General features: G+C 66.9%; 9 protein-coding genes. 6 read left to right on the forward strand and 3 right to left on the reverse strand.

The features are described 5' to 3' along the window. Positions 1-144: 144 nt before the first annotated feature. On the forward strand, positions 145-876 hold the full coding sequence (locus ACV22W_RS09310) for a ribonuclease T2 (protein ID WP_448018890.1): 732 nt from the start codon (positions 145-147) through the stop codon (positions 874-876). Between the two features lie 69 nt (positions 877-945). On the opposite strand, the gene ACV22W_RS09315 is transcribed toward ACV22W_RS09310, so the two are convergent. Beyond that, complete coding sequence (locus ACV22W_RS09315; protein ID WP_448018891.1) at positions 946-1,581, reverse strand: isochorismatase family cysteine hydrolase; 636 nt, start codon at positions 1,579-1,581, stop codon at positions 946-948. A 476-nt stretch (positions 1,582-2,057) separates the two neighbouring features. Here ACV22W_RS09315 and ACV22W_RS09320 point away from each other — a divergent pair, with 476 nt between their 5' ends. After that, positions 2,058-3,137 carry a linear amide C-N hydrolase gene (locus ACV22W_RS09320; protein ID WP_448018892.1) on the forward strand — a complete coding sequence of 360 codons (1,080 nt, stop codon included), beginning with the start codon at positions 2,058-2,060 and terminating at the stop codon, positions 3,135-3,137. Between the two features lie 154 nt (positions 3,138-3,291). Here ACV22W_RS09320 and ACV22W_RS09325 read toward each other — a convergent pair whose 3' ends face one another. Then, entirely contained in the window at positions 3,292-4,206 is a 915-nt protein-coding gene (locus ACV22W_RS09325) for a glutaminase (protein ID WP_448018893.1), read from the reverse strand. A gap of 224 nt (positions 4,207-4,430) precedes the next feature. Between ACV22W_RS09325 and ACV22W_RS09330 the strand changes: the two genes are divergently transcribed. Further along, complete coding sequence (locus tag ACV22W_RS09330; protein WP_448018894.1) at positions 4,431-5,141, forward strand: response regulator; 711 nt, start codon at positions 4,431-4,433, stop codon at positions 5,139-5,141. Positions 5,142-5,205: 64 nt separating this feature from the next. Further along, positions 5,206-6,336 carry an ATP-binding protein gene (locus ACV22W_RS09335; RefSeq protein ID WP_059692101.1) on the forward strand — a complete coding sequence of 377 codons (1,131 nt, stop codon included), beginning with the start codon at positions 5,206-5,208 and terminating at the stop codon, positions 6,334-6,336. Between the two features lie 6 nt (positions 6,337-6,342). Here the strand turns inward: ACV22W_RS09335 and ACV22W_RS09340 are convergent, their stop codons facing one another. Then, positions 6,343-8,745, reverse strand: a complete 2,403-nt coding sequence (locus tag ACV22W_RS09340; protein WP_448018895.1) for a patatin-like phospholipase family protein — start codon at positions 8,743-8,745, stop codon at positions 6,343-6,345. Positions 8,746-9,016: 271 nt separating this feature from the next. On the opposite strand from ACV22W_RS09340, the gene mreB reads away from it, so the two are divergent. Continuing rightward, complete coding sequence (gene mreB / locus ACV22W_RS09345) at positions 9,017-10,051, forward strand: rod shape-determining protein MreB (protein WP_448018896.1); 1,035 nt, start codon at positions 9,017-9,019, stop codon at positions 10,049-10,051. A gap of 810 nt (positions 10,052-10,861) precedes the next feature. Then, a complete protein-coding gene (locus ACV22W_RS09350) occupies positions 10,862-16,465 on the forward strand; it encodes an autotransporter domain-containing protein (RefSeq protein WP_448018897.1) in 5,604 nt (1,867 codons plus the stop codon). Positions 16,466-16,547 lie beyond the last annotated feature (82 nt).

Consider the following 16,547-nt stretch of genomic DNA (forward strand, 5'->3'; position numbering starts at 1 on the left):
GGAAGTAGCTGGTTCAGCGTTGCACTACGAATTCCTTCGTCCACCTTCATATTGATGCCACGTTGCGCGAGCAACAATCGCGGGCAGACATTCGACAATCTTGCGGCGCATCCCGCGACCGCGAGCCTTTTCCGAGGAAACGCCATGCTCAAGACGCTAGCCCGCGCCGCGGCCGCACTCGCCGTCGCATCTGCCTCGCTGCACGCCGTCGCGCAAACCAGCTACGACTACCTGTTGCTCGCGGCTTCGTGGGAACCCGGATTTTGCGCGTCGCACGACACGCCGGAGTGTACGAACCTCGCCGGCGCGTATGCGGCAACGAGCCTGTCGCTGCATGGCCTGTGGCCGAACAGGTATGACGGCAACCAGCCGTTCTACTGCGGCGTGCCACAGAGCGACATCGATCTCGACAACGCGCACCAGTGGTGCAGCATGGATGCGTATCCGATCAGCACCGCGACCCGCAACACGCTGTCGACCTACATGCCGGGCGTGGCGTCGTGCCTCGACAAGCACGAATGGTTCAAGCATGGCACCTGCTCGAATTCGGCGTCGCCGGACGCGTACTGGAATGAGGCGGCCGGCATGATCAGCCGGCTCGGCAACACCTCGTTCAACGCGTTCCTGCAGGCGAACGCGGGTAAGACCGTGACGCGCAACCAGCTGTTGTCCGCGTTCGAAGGCGCGTTCGGCAGCAATACGCGCAGCGCGGTGTCGCTGAAGTGCACGAAGACGAACGGCGTCAGCTATTTCACGGAAGCGTGGATCGCGGTCAAGACGAATGCGACTACCCAGTTTCCGAGCGCGGCGTCGCTCGTGACGGACGGGAATACGCAGGGCACGTGCCCGACGTCGGGCGTGTATATCGCGAAGTAACGCGCGAAGTTGCGTTGGGAGGGCGCCGGTCGGATCCGTTCCGGCCGGCGTGGTGCGGACGGTGCGCGTCTATGCGAGCAGTCGGAGTGCGTCCGCGAGAGACAGCACCGTCGTGCGGGTCTCGAACGCCGTCGCGAACAGATGCTCGTGCACGATCTCATCCGGGTCGTAGCAGCAGTCCTTCACCGTATACAGCCGGAAATCCGCGTCGCTTGCGTGTGCAACCGACGACAGCACGACGCCTGTGGACGCGATCCCGACGAGGATCAGCGTGTCGATACCTTGCGCGACGAGCCGTGCCTGCAAGTCGGTGCGAAAGAAGACGCTCGCGCGATGTGCGATGGTCAGCGGCTCGCTGTCGAGCCGCCCGAGTTCCGGGCACAGGCCGTCGTCGATGAACAGGCCGAGTTGCTTGATTCCTTGGCCGTTCTTGTTGCGCGGACTGACCTCCGGATAGCCGGGGCTGAAGTGGAGATTCGCGAAACAGACGTGGACCCCGCCCGCCCGGGCTGCATCGCACAACTTGCGCGTGTTGGCGAGCAGGGTCGGCGCGACCGATGGAAAGAGACCGAGGATGTCGGTCTGGTAGTGCATGACGATCAGTGCGGTTTTTGCCGGCACAATCGCGGGAATCGCTGTCTGCGTGCGGCCTTCCGCGTTTGCGTGGCGAGTCGTTGCGAAATCTGAAGCGTGTTCCGGTTGCATGACCGATGCTCTCCCATGAGTCATTTCGGTGTCTCAGAAAATCGATCGCTCGTTATACGTCGTCAACCATTTCAGTGCAAGTGGATCGGAACTCTGTCGATATGACCGGAGATGCAATCTCGTCGGGCGCGTGGAGAGGCCGTTGACGACTGATTTCGGCCGGGAAGCGACATTCACTGCGCTATCCAGAATGGCCGTTTGTCGGCGTTGAGGAGCCGATCGCACTCCGCTGAAAGAGTAACGAAATTGCACCGCAAGGAGAGAAGGTACAACCCGGCGTGCACGCCGATCTCACACGTGACTGCAACGGCCCCGTTGACAACTGCATTACGGAAATCCAATACTTCCTTTTCCTCGGACGTTGTCGACGCGATATTCCCGGGTAATCAATGCGCAGCAGGCGGACGCGAGTCGCCTTCGCAGCGAGCGTCGGCGTCGAGCAATATGCAATCACCAACACAGCGTGAGGAATTGCCATGCGCCGCCCTATTTGCGTCGTTCTGACCTGCCTCGCCGCAGCAGCGACGCTCCTCGTCGATCCGGCAGGATCGCTAGCCTGCACGCGCGTCGTCTATCTCGGCAACAACGAGGACGTTATCACGGCCCGATCGATGGACTGGAAACTCGACGTCGCCACCAATCTTTACATCCTTCCGCGTGGCATCGCCCGCACCGGTGAATCCGGTCCGAACTCTCTCAAATGGACCGCCAAATACGGTAGCGTCGTGGCGACCGGTTATGACGTCTCCACCACCGACGGCATGAACGAAAAGGGGCTAGCCGCCGAACTGCTCTGGCTCGTCGAGTCGCAATATCCCCCCTTCGACAAAAACTCGAAACCGGGACTCACCATCGCCGCATGGGCGCAGTACGTGCTGGACAATTTTGCGACCGTCGCGGAAGCCGTCGCTGCGCTTGAAAAAGAGCCGTTCACAATCGTCACTGACAACGTCCCCGGAGAACAGCGCCTCACCACACTGCACCTCGCCATGTCAGACGCGACTGGCGACAGCGCCATCGTCGAGTACATCGGCGGCAAGCAGATCATCCATCATGGTCGGCAATATCAGGTCATGACCAACTCGCCGACCTTCAACGAGCAGCTTGCACTGAACGAATATTGGAAGCAGATAGGCGGCACCGTCTGGCTGCCTGGCACCAATCGCTCTGCTGACCGGTTCGCTCGCGCCTCGTTCTACGTCAACGCTATCCCCAAGAGTGAAGACCCCGCCATTGCACTTGCCAGCGTTTTCAGCGTGATCCGTAACGTATCGGTGCCGTTCGGGATCACCACCCCGGGCGAGCCGAATATATCGTCCACACGCTGGCGCACCGTTGCCGATCACAAGCGCATGCTTTACTTCTTCGAATCGGCCGTCACTCCGAGTACTTTCTGGGTCGATCTCAACAAGGTCGACTTCTCCGCTGGCGCACCTGTCAAACGTCTCGACCTCGGCAAGGATCAGCGCAACTCATTCGGCGGCGAAGTCTCCAAGGACTTTCGACGCGCACCCGCGTTTCCCTTCCTCGGCACCGACGCGAGCAAGTCCCGCTGAGGTGTGGCGTCACGGCTTCATCGTGGACGCATTCGGTGAGTGCCATGACTCGTTCCGGCCGGATGCCGGTCGCCAGCACGTCACATCTCGCGGAGGTATCGCCGGCGCCGAGTCGGCAACTTGCGCCAAATGAGGCGCGCCCAACTTCGCGCCCTCAAAAAATCGACCTCCCCGTATAAGTCGTCAACCACTCCAACGCCAGCGTCCCCGCCAACGAGTTCCCGTTCGCATCGAGCCCCGGCGCCCACACGCACACGGCCATGTCGCCCGGCAGCACCGCGACGATCCCGCCGCCGACACCGCTCTTGGCAGGCAAGCCGACGCGATAAACGAAGTCGCCCGCCGCATCATAGGTGCCACAGGTCAACATCAGTGCCGACAACCGCTTTGCCGAACTCGCATCGACAACCCGCTCGCCGGTGACGGGCGCAATGCCGCCGTTCGCGAGAAACAGCGCCGCTTGCGCGAGCTCCACGCAGTTCATCGTGATCGCACACTGGCGACAATACGCGTCGACCACCGTGTCGGGCGGCATCTGCATGTTCCCGAAGCTCGCCATGAAATGCGCCATCGCGCGGTTGCGTTCCGCATGTTCCAGTTCCGACAGCGCGACGCGCGAATCGTAGTCGACGTCGCCAACACCGATCAGCCGCCGCACGAATTCGACGAGCGCCGTCTCGGCCTTGACGAAGCGGCGGCACAGCACGTCGGTGACGACCAGCGCGCCGGCGTTGATGAACGGGTTGCGCGGCTTGCCGCGCTCGCTTTCGAGCTGAACGAGCGAATTGAACGCGGTGCCGGACGGCTCGCGGCCGACCCGTTCCCACAGCGCATCGCCCAGCAGCTGGAATGCAAGCGTGCACGCGAACAGCTTCGAGATGCTCTGGATCGAAAAGCGCTCGTGCGCGTCGCCGACCGTGTAAACGTTTCCGTCCAGCGTCACGACGGCCATCCCGAACTTGTCGGCGGGCACTTTCGCGAGCTCGGGAATGTAGTCGGCGACGCGTCCCTGGCCGATCCAGGGGGCGAGTTCGGTATGGATGCGTTCGAGGATCGGCTGGTAGTTCATCGTGTGTGAGGCAGGGCGAGTGCGCGGCCCGGTTTCCAAAGAGCCCGTATGGAACCGTTTCGGCGCCGATTCGTCAAGCATGACGGCCATCGAGCCCTTATTCTCCATATCTTCAAACGGGCAATCGGCGGGCGCAGTATCATGCGGTACGTTTCGGCCGATGGCCGGCAGTAGGTGCAAGCCCGCCGCCGCCCCGGTCTCCCCGTATGATCCGACCGTTGCCCATGTCTTTTCGCATCCTGCTCGTCGAAGACGACACCCGCCTGTCCACGCTGATCGCCGGCTACCTGCGCAAGAACGACTATGAAGTCGACACTGTGCTGCACGGTGACGCCGCCGTGCCGGCGATCCTGTCCACGCGCCCGGATCTCGTCATTCTCGACGTGAACCTGCCGGGCAAGGACGGCTTCGAGATCTGCCGCGAGGCGCGCAAGCAGTATGACGGCGTGATCATCATGGTGACGGCGCGCGACGAGCCGTTCGACGAACTGCTCGGTCTCGAATTCGGCGCCGACGACTACGTGCACAAGCCGGTCGAGCCGCGCATCCTGCTCGCGCGGATCAAGGCCCAGCTGCGCCGCGTCCCCGCACGCGCGGCCGAAGGCGCCGCGCCGCAGCCGGAGCGCTACACGTTCGGCCAGTTCTCGATCGACCGCACCGACCGTTCGGTCGTGTTGCCGGGCGGCGGCTCGCCCGACCTCACGTCGGCCGAGTTCGACCTCCTGTGGGTGCTGGTGTGCCACGCGGGAGAAGTCGTCAGCCGCGACGACCTGATGCTGCAGCTGCGCGGCGTCGAGTTCGACGGTCTCGACCGCACGATCGACGGGCGCATCTCGAAGCTGCGCCGCAAGCTGCACGACGATGCGGGCAACCCGCAGCGGATCAAGACGATCCGCAGCAAGGGTTACCAGTTCAGCAAGCATGCGTGGGAATGACGCCGCCCCGGCACGACGCCGTCGGCCGCCGCATCCGCGCATCGCACGATAGCCGGAAACCGCGATGATCCGACGCACCCCTTCGCATCCCGATGCAGCGCCGCTTTCGGCGCCGCGCTATGTCAAATGGCGCTGGCTGCATTTCCGCCGCGCGTGGACCGACACGCGCGCCGACCGCATTCCGAGCTGGTCGCGCCTGTACGTGCGGACTTACCTGCATCTGCTCGGCCTCGTGCTGCTGACCGCGCTCGTGCCGGCGCTCGCTTTGTGCGTGGTGCTGTCGCCGGAAGTCGTGTGGCACGCGTTCGACGCGCTGCCGGGCGATATCTGGATCGTGCTCGCGTTCGTGTTCGCCGCGCCCGCGCTCGCCGCGTATCGATGGATGCGGCCGGTCTGGTCGGATCTCGTGATGGTGCGCGAGCGCGCGATCGATTTCACCGGCGGGCGCTTCAACACGCGCGCGCGGGAGTCGCACAGCGTGATCATCGGGCCGCTCGCGCGCACGCTGAACGCGCTCGCGATGCGCATGGAGCGGCTGATCGCGGCGCAGCGCGACCTGACGAACGGAATTTCACACGAGCTGCGCACGCCGCTCGCGCGCGTGCGTTTCGCGCTCGAGATGCTGCGCGAACCAGGCTCCGCCGCCGAATACCACGGTGCGCTGGAGAGCATCGCGCAGGACGTGACCGAGCTCGAGGAACTGATCGACATGAGCCTTACGTATGCGCGGCTCGAATACAGCTCGCTGCAGTCGAACCTCGAACTGACCGCGCCCGTCGCGTGGTTCGAGCACCAGATCAGCGACGCGCAGCTGCTGTATCCGGAGCGCGCGATCGAGTCGCGCATCGCGATCGCGTCGGACCTGCGCGTGAAGATGGACCGGCGGCTGATGTCGTATGCGATGCGCAACCTGCTGCGCAACGCGAGCAAATATGCGGCGTCGCGGATCGTCGTCGGGATCGCGATCGAGCACGGCAACATCGCGATCTTCGTCGAGGACGACGGCCCGGGCGTGCCGGAGAGCGAGCGCGAGCGTATCTTCGATGCGTTCGTGCGCCTCGACCGCCGCACGGGCGGCTACGGGCTCGGCCTCGCGATCACGCGGCAGGTGCTCCACGCGCACAACGGCCGGATCGCGGTCGTCGATCCGGTCGAGCTAGGCGGCGCGCGCTTCGAGATCAGCTGGCCGATCTGAGCGCCGTCAGTACGTGCGGCCGAGCTGCAGGTAGATGTTGCGCCGCCCGCCCGGCGCGAGCGCGACACCCATGTACAGCGGACCGAATGCGGTCGACAGGCTCGTGAAGAACGTGTAGCTCTGCTTGAGCGTGCCGCCGCCGACCTTCACGCCGCTCGACCACACGTTGCCGAGTTCCGCGCTGGCGCCGACCGACAGCGCCTTGATCGGGGACGCGTTGAACGTCATCAGCTGGTTCATGTAGGTCACGTTGCCGTACGCGAGTTCGTTGCCGGTCAGCTGGTCGGCCGCATACGCGGCCAGATGCTGGAACCCGCCGAGCGTGAAGTTGAACGCGTTGATCAGGTTGGTGCCGCCGATGCTCTTGCCGCCCTCGATCGTTGCGCTGACGCTGTGCCGACCGAACTGCTGCGCGATCATCGCCTTGCCGTAGAGCTCGGTATAGGGCGTGTTGGACGCATCGGCGAGGTCCTCGGCGGACTGGGTGTTGTGCGACCACAGCGACCGTTCGACACGGAATTCGCCGTAGTAGCCGCGCCGCGGGAACATCGGGTCGTCGAGCTGATCGATGACGAGCCGCGCACGCGCAGTCAGCGCCTGTGACGTGAAGCTCGGCCAGATCAGCGTCGAGCTGCCGTCGTCGAACGGGAATGGCAGGTTGTAGTTCGGCGAGCCGTGCCCGGTCGCGTAGCCGATACCCATCCGGAAGTCGCCGAGCCGTGCGATCGGCAGGCCGAAGTCGAGCCCGGTGCGCGCCGTCTGCATCAAGTATTGATTCAGCTTCACCTCGCCGCTGTTGTCGTACAGGTTCACGTAGCGGCGCTGATATTCCGCGTAGGGTGAAATGTACAAACCGTATGCGGCCGGCAGCGGCTGGCGCAATTCGACGCGCGCCGACTGCAGATCGCTGCCGATCGTCGTGTCCGCGCGGAACTCGAGGCCCGATTCGGTGAGCCACGGCCGTCGATAGCCGACGTGCAGGCGGAAGCCGCCCTCGTCGGTCGAGCTGCTCGACATCCCGACGCCGAACAGCAGGAAATTCGGCCCCCAGTATTTCTCCCGCGCATCGATCTCGAGCACGTTCTCGTCGCCGTGGCTCACGATCTGCTGCGTCACGCTCTCGAAATTGCCGCCGGTCGTCAGCCCGAGCAGGTCCTGGCTGACGGTCGCGGGGTCGTAGGTGTCGCCCGGTTTCACATGCAGCGCGTCGCTGACGACACGCTTCGGCACGCCGCCGGTCGTCTTGATCTCGATCCGCGTGATGCGGATCGGCGGCGGCAGCGGCTGCGCATGCGCGGACCGGTAGGCCGCGTACTGTTCCGGCGTGAGAGCGAAGTGCCTGAGTCGCGGCAGCGCCGCGGTCGCGGCGGCCGCGCCGGCGGCGATCGCCTGCTTCGCGTTCTGGAAATCGGTGAACGCGAGCGCGCCGAGGTCGGGCGTGAGCAACACGTCCTGCGCGGCGAGCTGCTTGCGCTGCGACGTCACGTTCTGGCGAATCAGGATGCCGACCATCTGCTGCATCACGTCGGCCGGCGATGCGAGCGCGTCGAGCGGGCGCAGCGGCGAGCCGATGTCGACGGCGATCACGACCTTCGCCCCCATCTGGCGCGCGGTGTCGACCGGCAGGTTGCTGACGAGCCCGCCGTCGACGAGCGCGCGGCCGTTGATCTCGGCCGGCGCGAACAGGCCGGGCATCGCCATGCTCGCGCGGATCGCGAGCGGCAGCGAGCCGTGGTCCAGCACGACCATCTGGCCCGTCTGCAGGTCGGTCGCGACCGCGCGATACGGGATCGGCAACTGGTCGAACGGCTGGTTGGTCGGCACGGCGGCGGTCCAGTTCGCGAGCAGCGCCTGCAGCCGGTTGCCCTGCACGAGGCCGACCGGCGCCTTCACGCCTTTCTTGCCGAAGCCGAGCGTCAGGCTGTTGATGTACAGTCGCTCGTCCTCGCGGCTGCTTTGCGGCAGGTCCGCGCGGTCGGTCACGTCGAACGCGATGTCGGCCAGGTTCACCTCCGACAGCTGCTTCTGCATCTCGTCGGCGGCCATCCCGCTCGCATACAGGCCGCCGACCACGGCGCCCATGCTGGTGCCGGCGATGCAGTCGATCGGGATGCGGTTTTCCTCGAGCACCTTCAGCACGCCCAGGTGCGCGTATCCGCGGGCGCCGCCGCCGGACAGCACCAGGCCGATCGCCGGCCGGCCGGCCGGCCCGCCGTCTGCGTTGCAGGTCGGCGCGGGTTTGGCGGTCGGGGGGGCGGCCGGTGCGGCGGCAGTGGCTGCCGTCACGGGGCCGGCGGGGGTGTCGGCGGCCGGCAAGGGCTGCGCGGCAACGGTGCAGCACCAGAGCGCAACGAGCGTTGCGCCGAGTTGGCGCACCCCGAGCCAGCGGGGAAAAGCGGTCGCTGTCATGGAGGAATACCTGGCGTGATCGGGCGTCGGACGCCTGCCGGGAGCAGGCAAGACCGAGAGATTACCGTGTTTTACAAGCGCGACGCGAGAGGCCGATGCGTAGCCGCGGGCCTGCCGAAACGCACATTCGGCAATCTCGTCGCGAAAAAATCATCGGAATTGTCTAAAGTACCGGAACGATTTGCCGCTAAGTCCCTGATGGGGCGGTAAAAGCGCGCCGCGGGGACGCGGCCTGGCCGTTGCGGCCGGTTTGTTCAAAAAAAGGCTCGATATGTCGACACCGCTGTTCGGAAAGTTGTTTGCGCAACCCGTTGCGATCGACCCTGGAACGGCGAGTACGCGGATTTACACGCACGAGCGCGGGGTGGTGCTGAACCAGCCGTCGGTCGTCTGCTTTCGCAAGGGCGGCGCGACCGACGCGCGACCGACGCTCGAAGCGGTCGGCGAGCTCGCGAAGGCGCTGCTCGGCCGCGAGCCGGAGCATCTGGAGGCCGTGCGGCCCATGCGGCATGGCGTGATCGCCGATGCGCACGCCGCCGAGCAGATGATCCGCCGCTTCATCGACATGTCGCGCACGCGTTCGCGTTTCAGCCGCCGCGTCGAGGTCACGCTGTGCGTGCCGTCGGATGCGACGGCGGTCGAGCGCCGCGCGATCCGCGAGGCCGCGTTCGCGGCCGGTGTATCGGACGTCGAACTGATCGAGGAAGCGCTCGCCGCCGGGCTCGGCGCGGGCCTGCCGGTGACCGAGCCGGTCGGCTCGATGGTGATCGATATTGGTGGCGGGACGACCGAAGTCGCTGTCATCGCGCTCGGCGGCATCGTCTACCGCGAGGCGATCCGCGTGGGCGGCAACCAGTTCGACGCGGCGATCGTCAACCACGTGCGCAACCTGTACGGCGTGCTGCTCGGCGAGCAGTCCGCCGAGCGCGTGAAGAATTCGATCGGCTCGGCCACCAGCGCGGTGCCGCGCACGTCGACGCGCGCGATCGGGCGCGGGGTCGCGGACGGCCTGCCGCGCTCGATCGAGTTGTCCAACCACGACGTGGCGGATGCGCTGGCCGCACCGCTCAAGCAGGTGATCGGCGCGGTGAAGTCGGTGCTGGAAAATGCGCCGGCCGAACTCCTGACCGACATCGCGCATCGCGGCGTGGTGCTCACCGGCGGCGGCGCGCTGCTCGCGGGCCTCGAACGCCTGCTGCGCGACGAGACCGGGCTGACCGCGCGGATCGCCGACGAGCCGGCCACCTGCGCGGTGCGCGGCGCAGGCGAGGCGATGGGGCGGCTCGCCACGTGTCCGGTGGATTGACGCCGGCCGGGCCGGCGCATCGGCGTTCCTTGCCGGACTTTCGAACCACGAATTTCCATCATCCCGAAAGTCGTCCGGATTCGGCGGACCTGCTCGGCACGTCGTGTCGACCTCGTTGCCTCGCCAGGCGCCTGCGAACCGTGGCAGCATGCCGGGCCGTGTGCCGCGCAAACCGGCGGCACGCTTTCCCAGAAGTCCGACACCTTTGAACCGGCGTTTCAAGCTCATTTCAACGCGACGATTTCATGTGCGCGTGATGCGAACGTGCTTTGCGGGGCGTTGAAAATCCATGCCTGTAATCAGAAAATCAAACGGGTCCGGATTTATTTGTGCCGACTGACGCCGTCATCGTGCATATCGCACCGCGAAAATCCGGCCGGCGACTCGGGGCTGAATATCCGTGTTTTCACGGATTCCACGGCGTCGGCAGCCTTGCCGGGTTTTGCCGGAACGGCCGGGAAGTTTGCCAAACCGGTTACTTCGCGCATTTACTCAAGTAAAAAGTACCAATTCCCTTGACCTTGATCAGATCACCAAACATCGACTGGAAAACCATGTTCTTTTGATATAGCCTAGTCTGACAAAAGCAGGCGGTAATCAAATCAACCAGAAAGTCGCTGCATAAAAAGACAAGGGGCCACGATCATGCCATCCGGTTAATTTTGCGTTCGCAAACGAGAATCGATTAACCAGCAGTTCATCCACGAATAAACCGACGTCGTTCCGCGACCGCCGGAGGGCAGGCTTGCGTCCCGGATTTTCCACTGTCGCCGGTCCGATTCAGCGTCCATGTCGATGACGAGGGGAAGCATGAACATTGCGCATGCGAAGAAGAGCGGGGAGCCGTTTCCGAGATTTCTGTTGCCGACGGGCGTTTTCCTGGCATTGTCCGGCGCGGGAATCGTTCCCGCGTACGCGACCTGCAGCACGGCGGGCACCACGGTGACTTGCTCGGGCGTCGCGAATCCGCTGGCGCCGAGCTATGCAAACAGCGCCAACAACCTGAACGTCACCGTCAATCCCGGCGCGAGCGTCGGCGTGCTGCTGGGCGTCGGCGGCACCGCGATGTCGCTGACCGGGAGCAACAACACGCTGACCAACAACGGCTTGATCGACCCGTCCGCGCTCGGCTCGGGGCTCGGCGTGCTGTCGAGCGGGGCGGTGGTCGGCAATGCGTCGGCGAGCACCACCACCGTCACCAACAACGGCACGATGAACGGCTCGACCGGGGTGGCGATCAGCGGCGTGACGGGCATGGCGCTGTCGGTCGAGAACGGCACCGGCGGCACGTCGACCATCAATAACACCGGCACGATCGGCTCGAATCCGCTGGTCGGTGCGACGCTGTCCGGCGCGGACGCGCCCGTGGTCGCCGCGTACGGCGGCGGCCAGGTCAACATGACGAACAGCGGGACGATCACCGGGCGCGTGTCGCTCGGCTCGAGCGGCACGCCCGGGCTCGGCAACACGTTCGTCAACTCCGGCACGATCAATGGCGGCGTGTCGATGGGCGCGAACAGCACGAATACGTTCACTGCGGTCACCGGCTCGTCGGTCAATGCGGCGGGCGGCACGGGCGGCGCGTTCAACATCACGGTCGGCCCCTTCACGCTCGGCGTCGCGGCGACCGGCGTCGTCGACGGCGGCGCGGGCGGCAACAACACGCTGGTGCTGCAGCAGGGTGCCACGGCGAACGGCACCATCGCGGTCAACAACTACATCAACTTCAATCATCTCGACGTCACGAGCGGCAACTGGACGATCAACGGCCCGTCGACCGCGCAGGACGCGACGCTCGCGGGCGGCGTTGCAATCATCAACGACAACGCATCGCTCGGCACGGGCACGATCACGGCCACCGGCGGCGCGCTGCAGGCGGGCACGGCGGGGCTCAACGTGTCGAACGACGTGGCGCTCGGCACTGCGCTGACGGTGCAGGGCGCGACCGGGCTCACGCTGTCGGGCACGGTGTCGGGCAGCGGCGCGCTGACGAAGAACGACGGCGGCACGCTGACGCTGTCGGGCGCCAATACCTATACGGGCGGCACGAACCTGAACGGCGGCGGCCTCGTGGCCGGCAGCAACGCGGCACTCGGCACGGGTGCGTTGAACGTCAATGCGTCGGCGTCGCTCGACACGAGCGCGAACGTCACGCTCAACAATGCGGTCAATCTCAACAACAGCGCAACGCTGACGCTCGGCGGCAGCAACGACCTCGGGCTGTCCGGCACGATCAGCGGAAACGGCGGTCTCGTGAAAAACGGTGCGGCGACGCTGACACTGAGCGGCGTGAACACCTACACGGGCGACACGACGATCAACAGTGGCACGGTCGCGCTGAGCGGGGCCGGCAGCCTGGCGGCGACCGGCACGGTCAACCTGACCGGCGCGGGCGCGACGTTCGACCTGAGCGGCGCGTCGGGTGCGCAGGCGATCGGCTCGCTGGCGGGCGCGGCCGGCACGAACGTGAACCTCGGCAGCAATTCGCTGACGCTCAACGGCACCATCAATTCGACCTACGCGGGCACGATCGCCGGCGCGGGCAGTGTGACGCTGTCCGGCCCCGGGACACAATCGCTGACCGGCACGAACATCTATACCGGCGGCACGAACCTGAACGGCGGCAACCTCGTCGTCGGCAGCAACGCGGCGCTGGGTTTGGGCGCGGTGAACGTCAACGGCTCGTCGACGCTCGATGCGACCACCAACGTGTCGCTCGCGAACGGCATCAACGTCGCCACTGGCACGACGCTGACCGTGGTCGGCAGCACCGATCTCGGGCTCGGCGGCACGATCTCCGGCGGCGGCGGGCTCGTGAAGAACGGCGCGGCGACGCTGACGCTAAGCGGCGCGAACAACTACACGGGCGGCACGACGCTGAACGCGGGCGTCCTCGCGCTCGGCAATGCCGCGGCCCTCGGTACCGGCACGTTGACCGTCGGCGGCGCGGCGACGCTCGATGCGACCACGAACCTGGCGATCGGCAACGCGATCGATCTCGGCGCGAGCACGGCGCTCACGCTGGGTGGCAGCAATGCACTCGGGCTGGGCGGCGGGATTTCCGGCACGGGCGCGCTCGTGAAGAACGGCGCGGCGACCGTGACGCTGACGGGCGCGAACACGTATACGGGCGGCACGACGATCAACGCGGGCACGCTGGCGATCGGCGCGGGCGGCAGCCTGGCGGGGACCGGCGCGATGAATCTCGCGAACGCGGGCGCGACGCTCGACCTGAGCGGTGCGACCGCGGGCACGCAGTCGATCGGCGCGCTGGACGGCGTGGCCGGCAGCAACGTGAATCTCGGCGCCAACACGCTGACGCTGGGAGGGACGACCGGCGGCACGTTCAACGGGGCGATCGGCGGGACCGGCAGCCTGACGCTGGCGGGCACCGGCACGCAGACGCTGAACGGCGCAAGCACCTATTCGGGCGGCACGAACCTCAATAGCGGCGGCCTGGTGCTCGGCAACGCCGCGGCACTCGGTACCGGCGCGCTGAACGTCGGCGGCGCGGCGACGCTCGATACGAACACGAACCTGTCGATGACGAATGCGGTCGCTCTCGGCACGGGTGCGACGCTGACGCTCGGCGGCAGCAATACGCTCGGATTGGGCGGCGCGATCTCCGGCACGGGCGCGCTCGTGAAGGACGGCGCGTCGACCACGACGCTGACGGGTGCGAACACCTACACGGGCGGCACGACGATCAACGCGGGCACGCTGGCGGTCGGCGCGGGCGGCAGCCTGGCGGGGACCGGCGCGATGAATCTCGCGAACGCGGGCGCGACGCTCGACCTGAGCGGTGCGACGGGTGCGCAAACGCTCGGCGCGCTGTCGGGCGTGGCCGGCAGCAACGTGAATATCGGCGCCAACGCGCTGACGCTGGGCGGGACGGGCAGCGGCACGTTCAGCGGGGCGATCGGCGGGACCGGCAGCCTGACGCTGGCGGGCACCGGCACGCAGACGCTGAACGGCGCGAGCACCTATTCGGGCGGCACGAACCTCAATAGCGGCGGCCTGGTGCTCGGCAACGCCGCGGCACTCGGTACCGGCGCGCTGAACGTCGGCGGCGCGGCGACGCTCGATACGAACACGAACCTGTCGATGACGAATGCGGTCGCTCTCGGCACGGGCGCGACGCTGACGCTCGGCGGCAGCAATACGCTCGGATTGGGCGGCGCGATCTCCGGCACGGGCGCGCTCGTGAAGGACGGCGCGTCGACCACGACGCTGACGGGTGCGAACACCTACACGGGCGGCACGACGATCAACGCGGGCACGCTGGCGGTCGGCGCGGGCGGCAGCCTGGCGGGGACCGGCGCGATGAATCTCGCGAACGCGGGCGCGACGCTCGACCTGAGCGGTGCGACGGGTACGCAAACGCTCGGCGCGCTGTCGGGCGTGGCCGGCAGCAACGTGAGTCTCGGCGGCAACGCGCTGACGCTGGGCGGAACCGCCAGCGGCGTGTTCGGCGGGGCGATCGGCGGGACCGGCGGCCTGACGGTCGCGGGCACCGGCATCCAGACGCTGACGGGCGCGAACACGTATACGGGCGGCACGACGATCGCGGCGGGCGGCACGCTGCAGCTCGGCAACGGCGGCACGTCGGGCAGCGTGGTCGGCAATGTCGTCGACAACGGCGCGCTGATCTTCAACCAGTCCGCCAACGTGACGCTCGCGAGCGTGCTGTCCGGCACCGGCTCGCTGACCCAGGCCGGCAGCGGACAACTGACGCTGACGGGCACCAGTACGTTGAGCGGTCCCACCACCGTCGCCGCGGGCACGCTCGCCGTCGACGGTTCGCTCGGCCAGTCGACCGTGACCGTGCAGAACGGCGCGACGCTGACGGGCACCGGCACGGTCGGCGGCCTCGTCGTGCAGAGCGGCGCGTTCGCGGCCGTGTCGCAGCCGGGCGCGGCGCTGAACGTCGCTGGCAACGTCACGTTCCAGCCGGGCTCGACGCTGCAGGTCGCGGTCACGCCGCAGCAGGGTGGCAGCATCGCGGCGAGCGGCACGGCCACGCTGAACGGCGGCACCGTGCAGGTGCTCGCGAACCAGGCCAGCTACCAGCCGACCACGAAGTACACGATCCTCACCGCATCGTCGGGGGTGCAGGGTACGTTCAGCCAGGTGAATTCGAACTACGCGTTCCTGATGCCGACGCTCAGCTACGATCCGGACCACGTGTACCTGCAGCTCGTCACGAACGGCACGTCGCTGCCCGATGTCGCGACGACGCCGAACCAGCGCGCGGTCGCGACCGCGATCGGTGCGCTCGGCACGGGCAACCCGCTGTACGACACGATACTGACGACCGACGCGGCCACCGCGCGCCGGGCCTACGGGATGCTCGACGGCGAACTGCAGGCGAGCCTGAAGAGCATGCTGCTGCTCGACAGCCGCTACGTGCGCGATGCCGTGACCGATCGCGTGCGCCAGGGCCTCGCTCCCGGATCGGGGCCGCTCGCCGCGCTGTCGTCGGGCGGCGCTGCGCTGTGCGGCGACAACACGGCCGGTGTCGCCGACCCGACGTTGCCGCCGGAACGCCGGATCGGCTCGCGGGAGGGTTGCTATGGCGGCACGCCTTATCAGCCGGTGGTCTGGGGGCAGGCGTTCGGCGGCCGCAGCAGGCTCGCGGGCGACGGCAACACGTCGGCGATCAACCGCAGCATGACGGGCTTCATCGCCGGTGCCGACATGGCGCTCAACGACAAGTGGCGTGCAGGCCTGGCCGCCGGCGTCACGCACGGCTCGCTCGACAACGACCAGAGTTCGTCGGCGTCGGTCAACAGCTATTACCTGTCGCTGTACGGCGGCGCGCAGTACGGTGCGCTCGGCGTGCGCGGCGGCGCGTCGTACACGTGGTACCGGATCAACAGCGATCGCAATCCGGGCTTCGCGGGCTTCTCCGATCACGATTCGGCCGGCTACAACGCGAATTCCGCGCAGGTGTTCGGCGAAGTCGGCTACGCGCTGCCGGTCGGCCCGGTCGCGCTCGAACCATTCGCGGGTCTTGCCTACGTGAACCTGCATACCGACGGCTATACGGAAAGCGGCGGTGCTGCCGCGCTGAGGGCCGGCGGCGAGACGACCCACGTCGGTTTCTCGACGCTCGGCGTGCGTGCCGCGTCGCAGCTCGGCACGATCGCGAGCGGCACCTTCACCGCGCGCGGGACGGTCGGCTGGCGGCATGCGTTCGGCAACGTGCAGCCGTCGTCGGCGTTCACGTTCGCGAACGGCGGTACGTCGTTCCAGGTATCGGGCGTGCCGATTGCTCGCGACAGCGCGGTGCTCGAAGCGGGCATCGACGCGACCATCACGAAGCGCCTGACGCTCGGCCTCACGTTCAGCGGCCAGTACGGCAGCGGCGTGCGTGACAACGCGGTGCTCGGCAACATCCTGTGGAAGTTCTGACCGCCGCCTGATGTGCCTGTGCGCGACCCCGTGCGGCGACGGCAACGCCGCGGGGGTCGCGTCTTTTTCGTCGCTGCGCGCG

The organism is Burkholderia sp. AW49-1, from assembly GCF_053427845.1.